A 19,333-nucleotide genomic window follows, 5' to 3' on the forward strand; every position below is an offset into this window, starting at 1 on the left:
GCGGCACCGGAGAAAGGGTTCATCATGTCGGATATCATGCGCAGCGACGTCATCATTCTCGGCGCGGGGCTGGTCGGCTCGGCGCTGGCGGTGGCGCTGGCGCGGGGCGGCGTGAGCAGCATCGTCGTCGATCCGGCCCAGCCCGACGCGATCCGCGACACGCGGGCGGACGGGCGCGCGTCCGCCATCTCCAGCTCGTCCTGGCGGATGATGAAGGCGATCGGCGTGCTCGATCATTTCGCGGCCGAGGCGAGCCCGATCGATCAGATCCAGGTCGGCGAGCAGGGCGCGCACGGCCTCCTCGCCTTCACGCCCGATCTCGAAGCCGACGGTCCGCTCGGCATGATGGTGGAGAATCGCTATCTCCGCATCGGCCTGCGCGAGGCGGCGGCGGCTTCTGACGGCGTGACCCTGTTGATGCCCGCCCGCGCGGCGCAGGTGGAGCGCGATGCCTCGGGCGTCCGCGTGACGCTGGAAGACGGCCGCCGCCTCGCCGGCAGCCTGCTGATTGGAGCCGAGGGGCGTCGTTCACCGACGCGCGACGAGGCCGGGATCGGCGTCGCGCGCTGGGAATATCATCATGTCGCGATCGTCGGGATGCTCGATCACGAGGTGGATCACGGCAATGTCGCGCACGAGCTTTTCTACACGGCAGGCCCGTTCGCGCTGCTGCCGATGAAGGGCGGGCATCGCTCGGCTTTGGTGTGGACGGTGTCGGAGAAGGATGCGCCGGCGATGCTGTCGCTCTCCGAGCGCGCCTTCCTTGCCGAGGCCAGCAAGCGGATCGGCGGGATGCTGGGCGAGCTGAAGCTGGCCGCGCCGCTGTCGAGCTATCCGCTCGGCTTCCACCATGCCGCGCGGATCACGGGCGAGCGGCTCGCGCTGGCGGGCGATGCCGGGCACGGCATCCACCCGATCGCCGGTCAGGGGCTCAATCTCGGTTTCCGTGACGTGGCTGCTTTGGCCGAGGTGCTGATCGAGGGCGCGCGGCTCGGGCTCGATCCGGGCGATCACCAGCTCCTTCAGCGCTACGAGCGCTGGCGCGGGCTCGACACCTTCATGGTGGCGGCGGCGACCGACGGCCTGACGCGCCTCTTCGGCGTCCCCGGCCGCACCGCGAGCCGCATCCGCCGCTTCGGCATCGGCATGGTCAATCACATCCCGCCGCTCAAGGGCTTCTTCATGGCTGAGGCGCGCGGCGAGAGCGGCACGCTCCCCCGGCTGCTCAACGGCCAGCAAATCTAGAGGCGGCGGGCTTCCTCGATCAGCATCACCGGCACGCCGTCGCGGATCGGATAAGCGAGGCCGGCCTCGTCGGACACCAGCTCTCCCCGCTCCGCATCAAGGCGCAGCGGCGCGCGGGTGAGCGGGCAGACGAGGATGGCGAGCAGTTCGGGGTCGATCATTGCAAAGTGGCTCCGTGGCCATCGTCTTCTTCGCCCAGGCGGAAGAAGCGGAGGAACTGGACGACGAGATCGGCGCGGCTCGCCATGTCGGGGGCTTCGAGCAGCGCCTGCTTGGACGCCGTGTCGAACGGCGCGACCTGCGCCACGCCGTTGACCAGTGATTCGTCGTCGAGCCGGCTCACCGCTTCCCAGTCGATCGCATAGCCCTTGGCCTCGGCATAGCGTTTGGCCTCACGCTCCAGATCGGCGCGCATCACCAGTGCCAGCGGATCGGGGATGACGGCGTCGCCAGCGAAGGGCTCCCAATCCGCCTCGACCTGCCGGAAGGGCGTCGACACCTCCAGCTCCTTCACGAGACGGAAGCGGCTGACTCCTTCCAGCACGATGTTGAAGCGCCCATCGTCGAGCGCCTCGATATCGCTGATCCGTCCGACACAGCCCACCTCGAACAGCGTCGGCCGGTGGGACTGGCCATCGCGCGGCTGGATCATGCCGATCCGCCGATCCCGCGCCATCGCGTCGGTGACGAGCGCGCGATAGCGAGGCTCGAAGATGTGCAGCGGCAGGTGGGCACGGGGAAAGAGCAGCGCGCCCGCCAGCGGAAAGATGGAGAGGCGCGCCACCCGTGCGGAACTCAGGTGAACAGCACGGCGGACAGGCGCCGGCGCTGCGCCGCCACCCACGGGTCCTCGAGGCCGACAGCAGCGAACAGCTTGAGCAGCCGGTCACGCGCGGCCCCGCCGTTCCAGGCGCGGTCCTGCGCGATGCTGGCGAGGAGCTGGTCCACCGCGCCGTCGCGGTCGCCGATCGCCATCAGGCCGCCGGCGAGTTCGTAGCGCTTCTCCAGATCCTCCGGCGCGGCCTCGACCTGGCGCGCGAGGCCGGCGAGATCCGCGACGGGGCTCGCCTCCCTGGCGAGCGTGACGCCGGCGCGGACCTGCGCGAGGGCGGCGTCCTTGGCCTTGTCAGCGGGGACGGCGGCGAGAAGCGCCTCCGCCTCGTCGACGCGGCCGAGATGGAGCAGCGCCTGCGCATGGCCGGCGATGGCCGGGATGTGATCGGGCGCCATCTCGGCGACCTGCTCGAACACCGAGAGCGCGCGCTGGGCATCGCCCTCGGCGAGCATCGCCTGCCCCATCGCCACGAATTGCTCGATGTCGGCGGCCATCGGATCGGCATCGCCCGGCTGTACGGGGAGCTGCGCCAGCAACTGGTCCAGCATCCGCGAGAGCTGCGATTCGGTGCGCGCGTTGGTGAGATCGGCGACCGGCTGTCCCTGGAACAGTGCGTAGACGGTGGGAATCGACTGGACGCGGAACTGGGCAGCGATGAACTTGTCCTTGTCGACGTCGATCTTCACCAGCTTCACGCCGCGGGACGCATAGTCGGCGGCGACCTTCTCGATCACCGGGCCGAGCTGCTTGCAGGGCCCGCACCATTCCGCCCAGAAATCGACGATGACGAGCTGCGTCATCGACGGCTCGACCACGTCGCGGCGGAAAGCCTCCACCGCCTCGCGTTCCGCCGCACTCAGTCCCAACGTCGCCACGCTCGATCACTCCATCTTGTGTCCGGCGTCTTATGTGGTCGCGGGGGGCGGGCTGCCAAGCCCCGGACGGGTTTCGGACGGCTTCGTGCAAAAAAGTTGTCCGAATGGGGTTGCCGACCCCAAAAGCCGGTGCTAGTGGCCCCCTCCACCGGCGGGGCACACCCCACACGGTAACGCCAGAGCGGGCGTAGCTCAGGGGTAGAGCACAACCTTGCCAAGGTTGGGGTCGAGGGTTCGAATCCCTTCGCCCGCTCCAGTTTTCCAAGACATTTCGGTTGAATGAAAAATCCCCCCGCGGGGTTCCCGATATCGTCTCGCCGCCCTTGCGGCCCTTCCCATCGCATGATTTAAAGCCTGCCCTTCCCGGCACTTCCGGTGCTGTCTTCAAGGGGCTTCCTTTCCATGCGAATCATCTCGCTCGCCTCGTGCGTTTCCCTCCTCATGGCGCTGGGTGCGCCGGCTCTTGCCGCTGACAAGGCGCCCAAGACCGATGCGAAGGAGGCCTCGAAGGACGCGGCGAAGCCCGATTCCGATCTCGAGCCCTTCCCCGCCGCCAAGTCGATCAAGCAGTCGGCGGTGATCGGCGGCAAGCGCCTCGATTACACCGCCACGGTCGGCTCGATTCCGGTCAAGGACGAGAAGGGCAAGACGATCGGCGAGGTGGTCTACACCGCCTACACCGTGCCCGGCCGCAGCGCCTCGCGCCCCGTCACCTTCGCCTTCAACGGCGGCCCCGGCGCGGCATCGGTCTATCTGAACCTCGGCGCGATCGGGCCGAAGCGCGTGCAGTTCGGCGCGCAGGGCGATGCGCCGTCCGACCCGGCCATCCTGCATGACAATCCGGCGAGCTGGCTCGACTTCACCGATCTCGTCTTCATCGATCCGATCGGCACCGGCTTCTCGCGCACCCGCACCGACGACGAGGCGACCAAGAAGGCCTTCTATAATGCCGAGGCCGACATCCATTATCTGAGCCGCGTCGTGTACGACTGGCTGCTCACCAACGACCGCATGACGAGCCGGAAGTATCTCGTCGGCGAATCCTATGGCGGCTACCGCGTGCCGCGCCTGGCCTATTATCTCCAGACGCAGCTCGGCGTCGGCATCTCGGGTATGACGATGGTGTCGCCCTATCTCGACCCGCCCGCGATCGGCGAGGACGACGCGCTTTCGCCGCTGCCGTGGATGATCAACCTGCCGGCGATGGCGGCGGGCAATTTTGAGCGCCAGGGCAAGCCGCTCAACGACGAGACGATGGGCCCGGTCGAACTCTATGACCGCACCCAGTTTGTGCAGGACTTCCTCGCCGGCCCCGAGGACAAGACGGCGACCGATCGCCTCTCGGCCAAGGTGGCGGAGCTGACCGGCCTCGACCCGACGCTGGTGCGCCGCATGAACGGCCGCGTCGACATCGCGACCTATCTGCGCGAGATTCGCCGCAGCGAAGGCAAGATCGGCTCGGTCTACGATTCGAACTTCACCGCTTACGATCCCTTCCCGGCCAGCGCCGACGCCAAGTACAACGACCCGCTGCTCACCACGCTGATCGCGCCGACCACCTCGGCGATGGTCGACTTCGTGACCAACCAGGTCGGCTGGAAGGTGACCGCGCGCTACAACGCACTGTCCTTCGAGGTGAACAACAAGTGGGATCGCGACAACAGCGACAACCCCGTCACCGACCTGCGCAAGGCGATCGCGATCGATCCGAAGATGGCGGTGACGATCGTCCATGGCTGGGACGACCTCTCCTGCCCGTATTACGGCTCGCGCCTCATCATGGCGCAGCTCCCCACCTATGGCGTGCCGAACCGGGTGAAGCTGCACATGTATCCGGGCGGGCACATGTTCTACGCGCGGCCGGACAGCGGCGCCGCGCTTCGCCACGACATCATGGCCGCCTACGGAGCGCTGTAAGATGAAGACGCCCGCCGCCCTGCTGCTCGCAACGCCGCTGCTCTGGGCGGCGGCGCCTGCGCCCGTCATCACTCCGGCCGAGTTGTCGGCCACGGTGAAGGTGATCGCCTCGGATGCCTATCAGGGCCGCGCGCCCGGCACCGCGGGCGAGACCAAGACGATCGACTATCTGGTCGGTCGTTTCCGCGCGTTGGGGTTGCAGCCGGGCGGTCCGGGCGGCCAGTGGACACAGGTCGTGCCGATGATCCACAACATCGCCGGCACGCCCGCTACACTGAAGGTCGAGGTAGGCAGTGCATCGCTGCCCATCGCGACGGGCAGCGACATCGCCCCCGCCACCACCCGCGCGACGGATCGCGTCACCATCCAGAATGCGCCGATGGTGTTCGTCGGTTACGGCGTCTCGGCCCCGGAGCGCGGCTGGGACGACTTCAAGGGCGTCGACCTGCATGGCAAGATCGCCGTCTTCCTCGTCAATGACCCCGATTATGAGGCGCAGCCCGGCGAGCCGGTGGCCGGCAAGTTCGGCGGCCAGGCGATGACCTATTATGGCCGCTGGACCTACAAATATGAGGAAGCGGCGCGGCAGGGCGCGATCGGCGCGCTGATCGTCCATGAGGACGGGCCGGCCGGCTATGGTTGGAACGTCGCGGGCAACACGGTGGGCGGCACCTATGCGCTGCCGCCCGCGGCCGGCGCGCCGGCACCGGTGGCGTTGCAGGCGTGGATCAGCCATGATTTCGCGACCCGGCTGTTCGCCAAGGCGGGGCTCGATCTCGCCCAGCTCAAGGTGAAGGCGCGCTCGGCGGACTTCCGCCCAGTGCCGCTCGATGGTGCGCATTTCTCGATCGACATGCCGGTCCAGTCGACCCGGATCGAGAGCCACAACGTCCTCGCCAAAATTCCGGGCAAGACCCACCCCGGCGAGACGGTCCTCTACGGCGCGCACTGGGATGCCTATGGCGTCGGCGCCCCCGACGCGCAGGGCCGGACCATCCGCCCCGGCGCCAATGACGACGGCTTGGGCGTCGCCGGCGTGCTGGCGCTGGCGAAGGCGTTCAAGGCCGGGCCGCAGCCCGACCGCTCCATCGTCTTCGGCCTGTGGACGGCCGAGGAGCGGGGCCTGCTCGGTTCCGAATATTATGCGCAGAATCCGGTCTATCCGATCGCCAGGACGGTCGGTGCGCTGACCATCGACATCCTCCAGACCGCCGGCCCCGCGCGCGACGTGGTGCTGATCGGCGCGGGGCAGGACAGCCTCGAGAAGGATCTCGCCGAAGCCGCCGCCAAGCAGGGCCGCACCGTCACTCCCGACGCCAAGCCCGAGCGCGGCCTCTTCTATCGCGCCGACCATTTCTCGCTCGCCAAGCGCGGCGTGCCGACTCTGCTCCTGATGGGCGCGGGCGGTGGCGCCGATCTCGTCACCGGTGGCCGTGAGGCTGGGGACAAGTGGGTGAGCGACTACACCGCGCACTGCTATCACCAGACCTGCGACACCTGGAGCGCGGACTGGGATCTGCGCGGCGCGGCACAGGATGTCGGGCTGTTCTACACCATCGGACGCCGCCTCGCGGACTCGCGCGAATGGCCTGTGTGGAACAAGGGGTCGGAGTTCGCCGCGACCCGTGAGAAAACGGCGTCGGAACGCCAATAGGAGCGCAGGGGAGGCTGGAAAAGACAACGCTGCCATCTAGCCTTTCCAGCCCCGTTGAGCCAAAGAAGCCCAGAGGCTCGCCAGAGCCCGCCAGCGAGAGATGCCTGCATGACCGATAGTTTCGCACGGACGCCCTCCACCGCCACCCTGCCCGCCAGCCGGCTGCTGCTGTTCGGCGCCACGGGGGATCTGTCGCAGCGGATGCTACTTCCCTCGCTCTTCTCGCTCCACGCCGAGGGGCTGATCGCGGCGGATGTGAAGATCATCGGCACCGCCCGGTCCGAACTCGACAATGAGGGCTTCCGCAAGGTCGCGGCCGAGGCGCTGGAGAAGTTCCTCTCCGCCGAGGCGCGCAAGCCGGATGCCGTGCCGTCCTTCCTCGAGCGCCTGCATTATGTGCCGCTCGACGCGTCGAAGCCCGAGAGCTTCACGGCGCTCAAGGAGGTGATGGGCAGCGATTACAACCAGCACACCGCGATCTATCTCTCGACCGCGCCGTCGCTGTTCGGGTCGACCATCGCGGGCCTCAAGCTCGCCGGGCTCGATGGGCCGAACGTGCGCGTCGGTCTGGAGAAGCCGCTCGGCCACGACCTCGCCTCTTCCGCCGTCATCAACGATGCGGTGGCCGATGCCTATAGCGAGGGGCAGACCTTCCGGATCGACCATTATCTCGGCAAGGAAACCGTCCAGAACCTGCTGGCGCTGCGCTTCGGCAACCGCATGTTCGAGCCGCTGTGGAACGCCGAGAATATCGAGCATGTCCAGATCACCGTCTCCGAGACGGTCGGGCTCGAAGGCCGCGTCTCCTATTATGACGGCGTCGGGGCTCTGCGCGACATGGTGCAGAACCATATGCTCCAGCTGCTCGCGCTGGTCGCGATGGAGCCGCCGGCCCGCTTCGGCCCGCGCTCGGTGCGCGACGAGAAGGTGAAGGTGCTGCGCTCGCTCCGCCGGATCGACCGCGCGACCGTCGCGACGCACACCGTCACCGGCCAGTACACCGAGGGCGCCGTCGGCGGGAAATCGGTGCCGGGCTATATCGACGAGCTGGGCAAGCCGTCCAACACCGAGACCTTCGTGGCGGTGAAGGCGCATGTCGACAATTGGCGCTGGCACGGCGTGCCCTTCTACCTGCGCACCGGCAAGCGCCTGCCCAACCGGCATTCGGAGATCGTGATCCAGTTCCGCGAGGTGCCGCACTCGATCTTCGCCGGTCGCGGCGCGGTGCTGCAATCCAACAAGCTGCTGATCCGCCTCCAGCCGGAAGAGAGCATCCGCCTGATGGTGATGGCGAAGGAGCCGGGCCTCGATCGCGACGGCATTCGTTTGCGCGAAGTGCCGCTCGATCTGTCGCTGACCACGGCCTTCGCCGGCTTCCGCCGCCGCATCGCGTACGAGCGGCTGCTGCTGGACCTGATCGAAGGCGACCCCACCCTCTTCGTCCGTCGCGACGAGGTGGAGGCGCAATGGAAATGGATCGACGCGATCCGCGACGGCTGGGATGCCGCCAATGTCACACCGCGCCCTTATGGTGCGGGGACGTGGGGCCCCTCGGCGGCGATCGCGCTGACGGAGAGAGATGGAGTGCACTGGCATGATTGAGGCCGAATGGTGGGAATATGACACGTCCGACGAGATGGCCGACGCCGTCGCGGGCGATGTCGGCTTCATCATCGAGAGCGCGCTGGACGCCCGCAATGACTGCCTGCTGGCGCTGCCGGGCGGCAAGTCGCCGATCCCGATCTTCGACCGTCTGAAGGACGCCAGGATCAACTGGAAGCGCGTCACCATCGTGCCGGGCGACGATCGCCTCGTGCCGGTGGACGATCCGCTCTCCAACGTGGCGTTGCTGGCCAAGCATTTCATGCCGCTCGGCGCGCGCGTGGTGCCGACGGTCAGCGCCAATCTCGGCTATCGTCAGGCCGGCGATGCCGCCGAGGCGCGGCTCAAGGATCTGAAGTGGCCGCCGGATCTCGTCTGGCTCGGCATGGGGACCGACGGGCACACCGCCTCGATCTTCCCCGGCCCGGACTATGACGAGGCGCTGTCGAGTCCGCGCCGCGCAATCGGCACCATGCCCGATCCGCTGCCGCCCGAAGCCCCGGTGGCGCGCGTGACGCTCACCAAGGCGGCGATCCTGTCGGCGCGCACGATCCTGCTCACCATCTCGGGCGACAAGAAGCGCGCGGTGCTGGAAGAGGCAATCGAGCAGGGCGCCAAGTCCGCCTACCCCATCGGCCGCGTGCTGGCCGACGCGGAGCAGGCGATCGACATCCACTGGAGTCAGGCATGAGTCTCCACCCCGCTGTCGCCGCCGTCACCGCCCGCATCGTCGAGCGATCGGCGCCGACGCGGAGGCGCTATCTCGATCTGATCGAGGCCCAGCGCGAGCAGGGCGTCGACCGGTCGCGCATGGGGTGCGGAAACCTTGCCCACGGCTTCGCGGCCGCGGGTGAGGACAAGGCGACGATCCGCGCTGGCGGCGCCATGAACATCGGCATCGTCACCGCCTACAACGACATGCTCTCGGCGCATCAGCCCTATTATCGCTACCCCGAGCAGATGAAGCTTTGGGCGCGCGAGGTGGGCGCGACCGCGCAGGTCGCGGGCGGGACGCCGGCGATGTGCGACGGCGTGACGCAGGGTCTCGCCGGCATGGATCTCTCGCTGTTCAGCCGCGACGTCATCGCGCTGTCGGCGGCGGTCGGCCTGTCGCACGGCATGTTCGAAGGCACCGCGATGCTCGGCATCTGCGACAAGATCGTGCCGGGCCTGTTGATCGGCGCACTGCGCTTCGGCCATCTGCCGGCGGTGCTGATCCCGGCGGGGCCGATGCCCTCGGGCCTCGCCAACAAGGAGAAGCAGCGCGTCCGCCAGCTCTATGCCGAAGGCAAGTGCGGCCGCGAGGAACTGCTGGAGGCGGAGGCCGCTTCCTATCATGGGGCTGGCACCTGCACCTTCTACGGCACTGCCAACTCCAACCAGATGATGATGGAGATGATGGGGCTGCATGTCCCCAACTCGGCCTTCATCAATCCGGGCACCAAGCTGCGTCAGGCGTTGACCCGCGCCGCCGTGCACCGCCTCGCCGAGATCGGCTGGGGCGGCGACGATTACCGCCCGATCGGCAAGGTGGTCGACGAGAAGGCGATCGTGAACGCGGCCATTGGCCTGCTCGCGACCGGCGGCTCGACCAACCATGCCATCCACCTCCCCGCCATCGCGCGGGCGGCGGGCATCATCATCGACTGGGAGGATTTCGACCGCCTCTCGTCCGTGGTGCCGCTGGTGGCGCGCGTCTATCCCAACGGCGCGGGCGACGTGAACCATTTCGAGGCGGCGGGCGGCCTCGCCTACGTCATCTCCTCGCTCTTGGAGCATGGCCTGCTCCATGGCGACATCCTGACGATCGCGAAGGAGGGCTTCGCCGCCTACACCACCGCGCCGCGCTTCAAAGACGAGGAGCTGGTGTGGGAGCCGGCCCCGGAGAAGCCGCTCGACGAGGCGATGCTACGCTCGGCGGGGCATCCGTTCCAGCCGGACGGCGGCATGCGTCTGGTCAAGGGCAATATCGGTCGCGCGATCTTCAAGACCAGTGCCGTCGATCCCTCGCGCTGGACAATCGAGGCACCGGCGCGCGTCTTCGCCGACCAGAACGAGGTGCTCGCCGCGTTCAAGGCGGGCGAGCTGGATCGCGACGTGGTGGTGGTCGTCCGCTTCCAGGGCCCGCGCGCCACGGGCATGCCGGAGCTCCACAAGCTCACCCCGCCGCTCGGCGTGTTGCAGGACAAGGGCTTCCGCGTCGCCCTCGTCACCGACGGGCGGATGTCGGGCGCGTCGGGCAAGGTGCCGGCGGCGATCCACGTCTCGCCCGAGGCGCTGGGCGGCGGCCCGCTCGCGCGCGTGCAGGACGGCGACATGATCCGTCTCTCGGCCGAGGAAGGCTCGCTCGAGGTGCTCGTCGATCAGGATGAGTGGGAGGGCCGCGATCCCGCGCCGCTCCCCCCGCCCCCGCTCGGCACCGGCCGCGAGCTGTTCGCCTTCATGCGCCACACGGCGGACGAGGCGGAGAAGGGCGGCTCGGCGATGCTGGCGGCGATGGACGCCATCGTCTGAGCCATAGCCGCACGTCTCAAGGATCGGGCCATCGGAGGCGACTCCGGTGGCCCTTTTTCTGGGATGCGTCGTGCGTTGCCGGGAAAATAGGTCTAAACTTCGCGGCGGCCCCTGTGGCATGGGGCGTTAACCCCAAACAACCGCCCGCCGGCGAGACGACAGGACACACGCGACGATGAGTAAGGCTTACAAGATTCTGACGGCGGGCCAGTGGGCGGGCTGGCAGGATCGGGGCGTGTTCACCGGCGCGCCGATCGACATCGAGGATGGCTATATCCATCTCTCCGCCGCCGATCAGGTCGCCGAGACGGCGGCCAAGCATTTCGCTGGCCTCTCCGATCTGGTGCTGGCCGAGGTCGATCTCGATGCGCTGGGCGATACGGTGAAGTGGGAGCCGTCGCGCGGCGGCCAGCTCTTTCCGCACGTTTATGGCGTGATCCCGCTCGACGCCGTCACCGACGCGCGCGCCATCCCCGAAGATTGATCGACGGGCGGCGCTCAGGCCGCCTCCCAGCGCTCCTCGTCGCCGAGCCGCACGCGCTCAGCCTGCGCGATGGCGTCGGCCGCGCGCAACGCCGCCAGGATGCGCATCAGATGCGCGAGATCGTGCACCTCCAGATCCACCAGGAAGGTGTGGAAGCTGCCGTCGCGGTGGACCAGCGTCAGGTTCAGGATGTTGGCCGCGTGTGCGCCGAGGATGCTCGCCATCGCGCCCAACGCGCCCGGCTCGTTGCGCAGGATCACCGATAGCCGGGCGGTGCCCCCATCCGACTTGTCGCCCCAGGCGAGATCGACCCAGTCCGCATCCGCCGATCCGCTTGCCAGCGAGGCGCAGTCGATGGTGTGGACCTCCACCGGCGCGTCCGGGCGGCGCAGGCCGACGATGCGGTCTCCCGGCACGGGATGGCAGCAATCGGCCAGCCGGAAGGCGACGCCGGGGGTGAGGCCCCGGATCGACACGGCATCGCGCTGCGGCAGCGGACGGGTGGCGGGCCGCGCGATCCCGGCGGCGCCCGGCATCAGCGCCTCGGCGACCGCGGCATCGTCGATGGTGCGGCGTGCGATCGCCTCCATCAGCGCGCTCTCGTCGCCGAGATGGAGCCGCTTCAGCGCCTGCCCCAGCGCGTCCGGCCCGAGCGGGGCGGGGAGCCGCGAGACGATCTCCTCGTAGAACTTCCGGCCGAGCGCGATCATCTCCTCGCGCTCCTTGTGGCGGACGAAGCGGCGCAGCGACGCCCGCGCCTTGCCCGTCACCACGAAGTTCAGCCATTCGGGCTGCGGCTGCTGGGCGGCGGACTTCAGGATCTGCACCTGGTCGCCGTTCTGGATCGCGGTGCGCAGCGGCACCAGCCGGCCGTTCACCTTGGCGCCCACCGCCTGATTGCCGAGATCGGTATGCACCGCATAGGCGAAGTCGATCGGGGTCGAGCCCTTGGGAAGCTGGATCAGCTCGCCGTTCGGGGTGAAGGCGAAGATGCGATCCTGATACATCGCCATGCGGGTGTGTTCGAGCAGCTCTTCCGGGCTCTCGGCATGGTCGAGGATCTCGACGAGATCGCGAATCCAGCTCACCTTGGTGCCGCCGATGTCGGCCGCGGTGCCCTGCTTGTAGGCCCAGTGCGCGGCATAGCCATATTCGGCCTGCGCGTGCATCGCCTCGGAGCGGATCTGGATTTCGATGCGCACCTTCTCGTTGTGGATCACCGAGGTGTGCAGCGAGCGATAGCCGTTGCGCTTGGGCGTCGAGACATAATCCTTGAAGCGTCCCGGCACCATCGGCCAGCGCTCGTGGATCAGGCCGAGCGTGCGATAGCATTGCTCGGTATCCGCGACGACGCAGCGGAAGGCCATCACGTCGGAGAGCTGCTCGAAGCTGATGTGGCGCTCGGTCATCTTGCGCCAGATCGAGTAGGGATGCTTCTCGCGCCCCGTCACCTCGGCCTGGATGCCGTGGCGGCCGAGCAGCAGCGTGAGCCCCGAGGCGATGCGCGCGATCCGGTCCCCCCCGCCCTCCTGAAGCTGGGCGAGCCGCTTGGTGATCGACTCATAGGCTTCGGGCTCGAGGATCTGGAAGGCGAGCGTCTGCATCTCCTTCATGAACTCGTACATGCCCACGCGCTCGGCGAGCGGCGCGTAGATGTCCATCGTCTCCTTGGCGATGCGGCGGCGCTTCGCCTCGTTGGGGATGTGATGGAGCGTGCGCATGTTGTGGAGCCGATCGGCCAGCTTCACCAGCAGCACGCGGATGTCGTCGGACATCGCCAGCAGGAACTTGCGCAGATTCTCGGCGGCGCGCTCGCTTTCGGATTGCGCCTCGATCTTGGAGAGCTTGGTGACGCCGTCCACCATCCGCGCGACGTTCGGGCCGAACAGCCGCTCGATCTCCTCATAGGTGGCGACGGTATCCTCGATCGTGTCGTGCAGGATCGCGGTGACGATCGTCTCGTCGTCGAGGCGCAGATCGGTGAGGATGCCGGCCACCTCGATCGGGTGGCTGAAATAGGGATCGCCCGACGCCCGCTTCTGCGAGCCGTGCGCCTGCATCGAAAAAACATAGGCGCGATTGATCAGCGCCTCGTCGGCCTCCGGGTCATAGCGGCGGACCCGTTCTACAAGTTCATACTGTCTGAGCACGCGCTATGATGTGGCTTTTCGCCGCCCAAGCGCAACCATGGATGTGGCCTTTGAGGCGCGCTTTTTGGCTTTCTGTGCTTTCCGTGCGTCGTGATTTGGGTTTTCGGCGCGAGCATCCTATCTAGGGGCCGTGGAGGAAAGCGACACCATCCGCCGGATCATCACCGGTTGCAGCCTCACCGCGGCGCTGGAGGCCGTGGGCGAGCGCTGGTCGTTCCTGATTCTGCGCGGTTCGTTCAACGGGCTCAGCCATTTCGAGCAGTTTCAGGCGACGCTCGGCATCGCGCGCAACATTCTCGCCAATCGTCTGGCGCGCCTCGTGGCGCATGGGCTGATGGAGCGCCTCCCCTGCGCGGACGATCGTCGCAAGGTGGAATATCGCCTCACCGAGAAGGGCATGGCGCTGATGCCGGCGCTGGTGGCGCTGCGCCAGTGGGGCGAGCGCTGGGGCGACGGGCCGCCCTGCAACACGCGGCTGGTCGATACGCGCGACGGTCTGCCGGTGGCGGAGGTGTCGGTGCAGGCGGCGGACGGCCGCAAGCTGAACCTCGATGAACTGCGCTGGATCGTGATCGGGCAGGACGAGGAATCGTCCGGGAAGAGCGAGGAAGCCTGGCCGAGCCACTCGGCGGCGGGCTGAGCCTTTAGCGCTTCGCCCAAAAGAAAAGGCCGCCGGCTCCCGAGGGAGCGGCGGCCTTTCCTGTTATCGGGCCTTACTCGTAGTCCGGCCCGACATTCTGGTTCCGGGCCGGCGCCGCGGCGGTCAGGCGGAGCGCCTCGGCCGACTGGGCCAGCGAACCCATCTCGTCGACGGCATCGTCCTCGTCCACGCGCACGCGCTGGAGGCCCGAGATGGCCGAATCCGAAAGCTGGGCCGGAGTGATCGTCTGGTCGGCGATCTCGCGGAGAGCGACGACCGGATTTTTGTCGCGATCGCGATCGATGGTGAGCTCCGCGCCGCCCGAGATCTGCCGGGCGCGATGCGCCGCCAGCAGCACGAGATCAAAGCGGTTCTGAACCTTGTCGACGCAATCCTCGACCGTAACGCGCGCCATGGTGGCTCCGTGCTTGCAAAACAGGAATGTCGGATAATCTCGACGCGCTAGCGCCTTGCCACGATTCTGTCAATGAAGAGGGAGACGCGCTTCGTGGGGTTGCAATCGCTCGGGCACCGTCCCCATCAAGGCTTATGGCGACACGCGAATGGATGCCGCAGGTGGAGGAGCCCGACCGATTCGAGGTCGACGGCAACCGTCTCGGCCTGCTGATCGACCGCGACGACCGGCTCGACGCGCTGATGGCGCTGATCGATGGCGCAGAGCGGGAGCTGCGCCTGCTCTATTACATCTTCACCGACGATGCCGTGGGCATCCGCGTCCGCGATGCGCTGACGGCAGCCTGTGGACGCGGCGTGGCGGTGTCGCTGCTGGTCGACGGATTCGGCAGCGAGGAGACGACCGAGGGCTTCTTCCAGCCGCTGCGCGATGCAGGGGGCTCGGTGTGCCGCTTCCTCCCCCGCTTCGGGCGGAGCTACCTGCTGCGCAACCATCAGAAGATCGCGCTGGCGGATCATGGCCGCGCGCTGATCGGCGGGTTCAACATCGACAGCGGCTATTTCGCTTCGGCCGAGGAGGGCGGCTGGCGCGATCTCGGCCTGCTGGTCGAGGGGCCGGCGGCGGCGCATCTCGTCGGCTATTTCGATGCGGTCATGGCCTGGGCGCACGATCCGCAGGCGAAAATCCGCGCCCTCACCCGCACGCTGCGCCGCTGGAGCCAGCGGCGGGGGCATCTGCGCTGGCTGTTCGGCGGCCCCACCCAGCGGCTGAGCCCGTGGACCAGTGCGCTCAAGACCGACATCGTGCGCGGCCGCCGGCTGGACGTGATCGCCGCCTATTTCGCGCCCAACCCCGGCACCTTGCGCCGTATCGGCCGGCTGGCGCGGCGGGGGGCGCTCAGGATCGTCACCGCGTCGAAGTCCGACAACATGATGACGATCGGGGCCGCGCGGCATTGCTATCGCCGGCTGCTCCGGCGCGGCGCGCGCATCTGGGAATATCGGCCGATGAAGCTGCACACCAAGCTCTTCGTCGTCGACGACAAGACCTATATCGGCTCGTCCAACTTCGACATGCGCAGCCTCTACATCAATTGCGAGATCATGCTGCGCATCGAGAACGCCGCCTTCGCCGAGCGGATGCGCCTCTATGTCGACGGCGAGACGGCGGACGGGCGCGAGGCCAGCCTCGACTATATCCGCGAGCATGTCGGCTGGCTGACCCGCCTCAAATGGCGGATCGCCTATTTCATCGTCGCGGTCGTGGACTACACCGTCACGCGCCGCATCAATTTCGGCAGCGCGGGTGCGGAGATCGGCTGAGCCTCAGTTGGTGTGAAACCACCAGAGCTGCGCCGGCGGCACGTTGATCGGCTCGAACGCATGGTCGACGCGGTGGAAGAAGGGCGCGATGATGTTCCGGACGCTCGGCCGGAACTGATAGACGAGGAAGGAGCCGCCGGGCTTCAGCGCCGCCGCCGTCGCCTTGGCGATCGCCGGGCCGATGCCCGCCGGCAGCGTCGAGAAGGGCAGGCCGGAGATGGTGTAGTCCGCCTTGCCGAAACCCAGCTCTTCGAGGATTTCCTCTACGTCGGCGGCCGAGCCGTTGACGATCTGGAGACGGGAATCGCTGATCGAGCGCTTCAGATAATCGCAGAAATCCGGGTTTGTATCGATCGCGACCAGCGTCGCGTCGGGTGCCAGCCGCTCCAGGATCGGCCGCGTGAAGGTGCCGACGCCGGGGCCATATTCGACGAACAGCTTGGTGTTCGCCCAGTCCACCGGCTCGAGCATCCGGTTGATGAGCGTTTTGGACGACGGGATGATCGACCCCACCATGACCGGATGCTTGAGGAAGCCGCGAAAGAACATCGCCATCGGCCCGAGGGCCTTCTTGGCGCGTTTGCGATCTGCGGTCTGTTCCGCGGAAAAGCCGGTCATGTCGTCTCCAGTATGGGGACTTGCCCCTCGCCCCAGCGTTGGCAAGCCAGCGCCGCGAAGGCAAGCATCCTTCGTGACGTTCGCGCGTATATGGCGTTTCAGGGGTGTGTCGGGCAAGAGACAGCGCGACGAACGGCGCCGTTTCATCCTGAGCCGAGGCCGGTCTATCTAGAGGATATGGTGAATCCTCCCCCCGGCGCGATCGCCGTCATCTTCCTCTCCGGCCGCACCGCCACCGACGCGGAGGGCTATGGCGCCGCCGCCGAGGCGATGGAGCAGGCCGCCCGCCAGCGCGACGGCTATCTCGGCATCGACTCTGCGCGCGACGCCGATGGCATCGGCATCACGGTGAGCTGGTGGCGCGACGAGGCCGCCGCCCTCACCTGGCGCGACGATCCCGATCATGCGCGCATCCGCGATCAGGGACGCGCGCAGTGGTACGACTGGTATCGCGTCGTCGTCGCCACGGTCGACCGCGCCTATGGGTGGACGCGGCCGGCCTGAGGCGTCTCAGCGAATCTTCACCTCGTCGCGCTGCATCGTGCCGGGCGTGACGAAGCCGATCGGTTGCAACGCCAGCGCATCCTGCTTCAGGCGTTGCGACATCTGCTCATATTCGCGCTCCATCTCGGGCGTGACGGAGGCGCGGGTTTCTTCCAGCGCCTCGTCGAAATGCGCCATGTGGACGGCCGTGGCGTCGAGCGACTGGCGCAGCGCGATCATGCCCGCGCGGCGGACCAGATCCTCCAGATCGGCGCCGGTGAAGCGCTCGGTCCGCGCGGCGAGCAGGTCGAGGTCGACATCGTCGGCCAGCGGCATGGTGCCGACATGGATGGCAAGGATGCGCCGCCGCCCGCCCTCGTCGGGCACGGGGACGTAGATCAGCTCGTCGAAACGGCCGGGGCGGAGCAGCGCCGGGTCGATCAGGTTGGGCCGGTTCGTGGCGCCGATGACGACCACCGACTGCAACTCCTCCAGCCCGTCCATCTCGGCGAGGATGGTGTTGACCACCCGCTCCGTCACCGCCGGCTCGCCGAGGCCGCCGCCGCGCGCGGGGACCAGCGAATCGAGCTCGTCGATGAAGATCACGGTCGGCGCCACCTGCCGCGCACGGGCGAACAGCTTGGCGATCTGCTGCTCGCTCTCGCCATACCATTTGCTCAGCATGTCGGAGGACTTGGTGGCGATGAAATTCGCCTCCGCCTCGCGCGCGACCGCCTTGGCGAGCAGGGTCTTGCCGGTGCCGGGCGGCCCGTAGAGCAGGAAGCCCTTGGCCGGACGGATGCCCATGCGGCGGAAGGCCTCGGGATGCTTCAGCGGCAACTCGACGCCCTCGCGCAGCCGCTCGCGCGCCGAATCGAGGCCGCCGACATCGTCCCAGCCGACATTGGGCGCCTGCACCATCACCTCGCGCATCGCCGACGGCTGGACGCGCTTCAGCGCCTCGAGGAAATCCTCGCGCGTGACCATCAGCTCGTCGAGCACCTCTGGCGGGATGGTGCGTTCCTCAAGGTTGAGGCGCGGCATGATCCGCCGCACCGCCTCGATCGCCGCCTCGCGGCAGAGCGCCGCCAGATCGGCGCCGACGAAGCCATAGGTGGTCCGCGCGAGCTCCTTGAGGTCGACCTTGTCGCCGAGCGGCATACCGCGCGTGTGGATGCCGAGCACCTCGCGGCGGCCGCGCTCGTCGGGGACGCCGATGACGATCTCGCGGTCGAAGCGGCCGGGGCGGCGCAGCGCCTCGTCGATCGCCTCGGGGCGGTTGGTGGCGGCGATGACGACGAGGTTGGAGCGTTTCTCCAGCCCGTCCATCAGCGTGAGGAGCTGGGCGACGAGGCGCTTCTCGGCCTCGCCCGTCACCTGCCCCCGCTTGGGCGCGATCGAATCGATCTCGTCGATGAAGACGATCGAGGGCGCGGCCTTGCTCGCCTCCTCGAACACCTCGCGCAGGCGCTTCTCGCTCTCGCCATAGGCCGAGCCCATGATCTCGGGGCCGGCGATGTGGAAGAATTCGGCATCGCTCTCGTTGGCGACGGCGCGGGCGAGGCGCGTCTTGCCGGTGCCGGGCGGGCCGTGGAGCAGCACGCCCTTGGGCGGCTCGACGCCCAGCCGCTCGAACAGCTCGGGGTAGCGCAGCGGCAACTCGACCATCTCGCGCACCTGGTCGATCGTCTCGCCGAGGCCGCCCAGGTCGTCATAGGTGACGTCGGCGCGCCGGGCCTCCTTGGGCTCCTCATATTCGGCGCGCAGCTCGACCTCGGTGTTCTGGTCGATATGGACCACGCCCTTGGGGGTGGTGGAGACGACCAGCAGGCGGATCTCCTGCAACGAATAAGCCGGGCGGTTGAGCATCTGGCGGAGCTGCGGCGGCAGATCCTCCTGCGTCACGCGCTGCTGTCCGGTGGTGGAGACGACGTCGCCCGAGGTGAGCGGCTTCATCTGGAAGCTGCGCTTCAACGCCTGCCCCGATCCCTGGAGCCGGAGATTCTGTTGCGCAGGCGCGAAGACGACGCGCTGCGCCGGCTTGCTCTCGATCTTGCGGACCTTCACGAAGTCGCCCGAGCCGACGCCCGCATTGGCGCGCTGGAGGCCGTCGAGCCGCAGGATGTCGAGCCCCTCGTCCTCGGGATAGGGCAGCACGGCGCGAGCCGGCGTCGCGCGCTTGCCCTCGATCTCGACGATATCCCCCTCGACCACGCCGAGAAGCTGCATCGCGCCGCGCGGCAGGCGGGCGAGGCCATGGCCCGAATCGTCCGGCCGGGCGTTCGCCACTTGCAGTCGATGGCTATGGTTCTCGCCATGGTTTTCGGGGTCGGGCATCGTTCCTGCTCCGTTATGGGTCGCGCCAACATAGGCAACGCCTGAGCGCGGCGTGAGAGGCAGGAGACGAAAAAAAGGCCGCCCGGGAAGGACGGCCTGAAGTTTTAGGAGAGGATGCCTGAAAGGCACGGCCCTTTTGCTCTGGTCCGATATATTGTGCAAATGCGAAGGGACTGGGGTATGGTTGCATTTTCTGCATCTAAGCTCTATTTCGCGCAATGAGGCTGGTAGCCGTCGTTGCA

At 67.8% G+C, this 19,333-nt stretch carries 17 protein-coding genes and 1 tRNA gene; 11 read left to right on the plus strand and 7 right to left on the minus strand.

Translation table 11 applies throughout. The features are described from left to right. Nucleotides 1-24: 24 nt before the first annotated feature. On the plus strand, nucleotides 25-1,245 hold the full coding sequence (locus ST3T6A_RS0117340; protein WP_019834226.1) for an FAD-dependent monooxygenase: 1,221 nt from the start codon (nucleotides 25-27) through the stop codon (nucleotides 1,243-1,245). Here the strand turns inward: ST3T6A_RS0117340 and ST3T6A_RS21280 are convergent. From ST3T6A_RS21280 to ST3T6A_RS0117355, 3 genes are read right to left on the minus strand one after another with little or no spacing between them, the layout of a single operon-like run. Then, nucleotides 1,242-1,406 carry a Trm112 family protein gene (locus ST3T6A_RS21280; RefSeq protein WP_019834227.1) on the minus strand — a complete coding sequence of 55 codons (165 nt, stop codon included), beginning with the start codon at nucleotides 1,404-1,406 and terminating at the stop codon, nucleotides 1,242-1,244. The genes ST3T6A_RS0117340 and ST3T6A_RS21280 overlap by 4 nt on opposite strands. Beyond that, complete coding sequence (locus ST3T6A_RS0117350) at nucleotides 1,403-2,029, minus strand: LON peptidase substrate-binding domain-containing protein (protein WP_019834228.1); 627 nt, start codon at nucleotides 2,027-2,029, stop codon at nucleotides 1,403-1,405. The genes ST3T6A_RS21280 and ST3T6A_RS0117350 overlap by 4 nt, the downstream gene beginning before the upstream one ends. 11 nt (nucleotides 2,030-2,040) lie before the next feature. Continuing rightward, complete coding sequence (locus ST3T6A_RS0117355; RefSeq protein ID WP_019834229.1) at nucleotides 2,041-2,955, minus strand: tetratricopeptide repeat protein; 915 nt, start codon at nucleotides 2,953-2,955, stop codon at nucleotides 2,041-2,043. Nucleotides 2,956-3,136: 181 nt separating this feature from the next. On the opposite strand from ST3T6A_RS0117355, the gene ST3T6A_RS0117360 reads away from it, so the two are divergent. The 7 genes from ST3T6A_RS0117360 (at nucleotide 3,137) to ST3T6A_RS0117390 (ending at nucleotide 11,126) form a co-directional block, all read left to right on the plus strand. Further along, nucleotides 3,137-3,211, plus strand: a tRNA-Gly gene (locus ST3T6A_RS0117360). 146 nt (nucleotides 3,212-3,357) lie between these two features. Further along, complete coding sequence (locus ST3T6A_RS0117365) at nucleotides 3,358-4,872, plus strand: S10 family peptidase (protein ID WP_019834230.1); 1,515 nt, start codon at nucleotides 3,358-3,360, stop codon at nucleotides 4,870-4,872. A 1-nt stretch (nucleotide 4,873) separates the two neighbouring features. Beyond that, the gene (locus ST3T6A_RS0117370; protein ID WP_019834231.1) at nucleotides 4,874-6,526 is read left to right on the plus strand and encodes a M28 family metallopeptidase; all 1,653 of its coding nucleotides are present in this window, start codon (nucleotides 4,874-4,876) and stop codon (nucleotides 6,524-6,526) included. Between the two features lie 108 nt (nucleotides 6,527-6,634). Then, on the plus strand, nucleotides 6,635-8,128 hold the full coding sequence (zwf, locus tag ST3T6A_RS0117375; protein WP_019834232.1) for a glucose-6-phosphate dehydrogenase: 1,494 nt from the start codon (nucleotides 6,635-6,637) through the stop codon (nucleotides 8,126-8,128). Next, a complete protein-coding gene (pgl, locus tag ST3T6A_RS0117380; protein WP_019834233.1) occupies nucleotides 8,121-8,819 on the plus strand; it encodes a 6-phosphogluconolactonase in 699 nt (232 codons plus the stop codon). Before zwf ends, pgl begins: the two co-directional genes overlap by 8 nt. Next, nucleotides 8,816-10,642: a phosphogluconate dehydratase gene (edd, locus tag ST3T6A_RS0117385; protein WP_019834234.1), complete on the plus strand. Its 1,827-nt coding sequence runs from the start codon at nucleotides 8,816-8,818 to the stop codon at nucleotides 10,640-10,642. Before pgl ends, edd begins: the two co-directional genes overlap by 4 nt. A 175-nt stretch (nucleotides 10,643-10,817) precedes the next feature. After that, on the plus strand, nucleotides 10,818-11,126 hold the full coding sequence (locus tag ST3T6A_RS0117390; protein WP_019834235.1) for a DUF952 domain-containing protein: 309 nt from the start codon (nucleotides 10,818-10,820) through the stop codon (nucleotides 11,124-11,126). A 14-nt stretch (nucleotides 11,127-11,140) separates the two neighbouring features. Here the strand turns inward: ST3T6A_RS0117390 and ST3T6A_RS0117395 are convergent, their stop codons facing one another. Beyond that, on the minus strand, nucleotides 11,141-13,276 hold the full coding sequence (locus ST3T6A_RS0117395) for a RelA/SpoT family protein (protein ID WP_019834236.1): 2,136 nt from the start codon (nucleotides 13,274-13,276) through the stop codon (nucleotides 11,141-11,143). A 130-nt stretch (nucleotides 13,277-13,406) separates the two neighbouring features. Here ST3T6A_RS0117395 and ST3T6A_RS20515 point away from each other — a divergent pair, with 130 nt between their 5' ends. Continuing rightward, a complete protein-coding gene (locus ST3T6A_RS20515) occupies nucleotides 13,407-13,916 on the plus strand; it encodes a winged helix-turn-helix transcriptional regulator (RefSeq protein ID WP_019834237.1) in 510 nt (169 codons plus the stop codon). 73 nt (nucleotides 13,917-13,989) lie between these two features. On the opposite strand, the gene rpoZ is transcribed toward ST3T6A_RS20515, so the two are convergent. Beyond that, the gene (gene rpoZ / locus ST3T6A_RS0117405; protein ID WP_019834238.1) at nucleotides 13,990-14,331 is read right to left on the minus strand and encodes a DNA-directed RNA polymerase subunit omega; all 342 of its coding nucleotides are present in this window, start codon (nucleotides 14,329-14,331) and stop codon (nucleotides 13,990-13,992) included. Nucleotides 14,332-14,465: 134 nt separating this feature from the next. Here rpoZ and ST3T6A_RS0117410 point away from each other — a divergent pair, with 134 nt between their 5' ends. After that, on the plus strand, nucleotides 14,466-15,653 hold the full coding sequence (locus ST3T6A_RS0117410; RefSeq protein ID WP_019834239.1) for a phospholipase D-like domain-containing protein: 1,188 nt from the start codon (nucleotides 14,466-14,468) through the stop codon (nucleotides 15,651-15,653). 3 nt (nucleotides 15,654-15,656) lie between these two features. Here the strand turns inward: ST3T6A_RS0117410 and ST3T6A_RS0117415 are convergent, their stop codons facing one another. Then, the gene (locus tag ST3T6A_RS0117415) at nucleotides 15,657-16,271 is read right to left on the minus strand and encodes a class I SAM-dependent methyltransferase (RefSeq protein ID WP_019834240.1); all 615 of its coding nucleotides are present in this window, start codon (nucleotides 16,269-16,271) and stop codon (nucleotides 15,657-15,659) included. A 177-nt stretch (nucleotides 16,272-16,448) separates the two neighbouring features. Here ST3T6A_RS0117415 and ST3T6A_RS0117420 point away from each other — a divergent pair, with 177 nt between their 5' ends. Then, complete coding sequence (locus ST3T6A_RS0117420; RefSeq protein WP_019834241.1) at nucleotides 16,449-16,775, plus strand: antibiotic biosynthesis monooxygenase family protein; 327 nt, start codon at nucleotides 16,449-16,451, stop codon at nucleotides 16,773-16,775. Between the two features lie 6 nt (nucleotides 16,776-16,781). Here ST3T6A_RS0117420 and ST3T6A_RS0117425 read toward each other — a convergent pair whose 3' ends face one another. Further along, nucleotides 16,782-19,091 (minus strand): CDC48 family AAA ATPase, encoded by a 2,310-nt coding sequence (locus ST3T6A_RS0117425; protein ID WP_019834242.1) that lies wholly within the window; start codon nucleotides 19,089-19,091, stop codon nucleotides 16,782-16,784. Between the last annotated feature and the right edge of the window lie 242 nt (nucleotides 19,092-19,333).

The organism is Sphingomonas sp. PR090111-T3T-6A (assembly GCF_000383095.1).
GTDB lineage: Bacteria > Pseudomonadota > Alphaproteobacteria > Sphingomonadales > Sphingomonadaceae > Solisphingomonas.

Excerpts from the sequence above, each read along its gene's own strand:
- ST3T6A_RS0117340 (WP_019834226.1), top strand. The coding sequence starts at position 25 with ATGTCGGATATCATGCGCAGCGACGTCATCATTCTCGGCGCGGGGCTG.
- edd (WP_019834234.1), top strand. The coding sequence starts at position 8,816 with ATGAGTCTCCACCCCGCTGTCGCCGCCGTCACCGCCCGCATCGTCGAG.
- ST3T6A_RS0117390 (WP_019834235.1), top strand. The coding sequence starts at position 10,818 with ATGAGTAAGGCTTACAAGATTCTGACGGCGGGCCAGTGGGCGGGCTGG.
- rpoZ (WP_019834238.1), bottom strand. The coding sequence starts at position 14,331 with ATGGCGCGCGTTACGGTCGAGGATTGCGTCGACAAGGTTCAGAACCGC.
- ST3T6A_RS0117365 (WP_019834230.1), top strand. The coding sequence starts at position 3,358 with ATGCGAATCATCTCGCTCGCCTCGTGCGTTTCCCTCCTCATGGCGCTG.
- zwf (WP_019834232.1), top strand. The coding sequence starts at position 6,635 with ATGACCGATAGTTTCGCACGGACGCCCTCCACCGCCACCCTGCCCGCC.
- ST3T6A_RS0117420 (WP_019834241.1), top strand. The coding sequence starts at position 16,449 with ATGGTGAATCCTCCCCCCGGCGCGATCGCCGTCATCTTCCTCTCCGGC.
- ST3T6A_RS21280 (WP_019834227.1), bottom strand. The coding sequence starts at position 1,406 with ATGATCGACCCCGAACTGCTCGCCATCCTCGTCTGCCCGCTCACCCGC.
- ST3T6A_RS0117425 (WP_019834242.1), bottom strand. The coding sequence starts at position 19,091 with ATGCCCGACCCCGAAAACCATGGCGAGAACCATAGCCATCGACTGCAA.
- pgl (WP_019834233.1), top strand. The coding sequence starts at position 8,121 with ATGATTGAGGCCGAATGGTGGGAATATGACACGTCCGACGAGATGGCC.
- ST3T6A_RS0117410 (WP_019834239.1), top strand. The coding sequence starts at position 14,466 with ATGGCGACACGCGAATGGATGCCGCAGGTGGAGGAGCCCGACCGATTC.
- ST3T6A_RS0117370 (WP_019834231.1), top strand. The coding sequence starts at position 4,874 with ATGAAGACGCCCGCCGCCCTGCTGCTCGCAACGCCGCTGCTCTGGGCG.
- ST3T6A_RS0117415 (WP_019834240.1), bottom strand. The coding sequence starts at position 16,271 with ATGACCGGCTTTTCCGCGGAACAGACCGCAGATCGCAAACGCGCCAAG.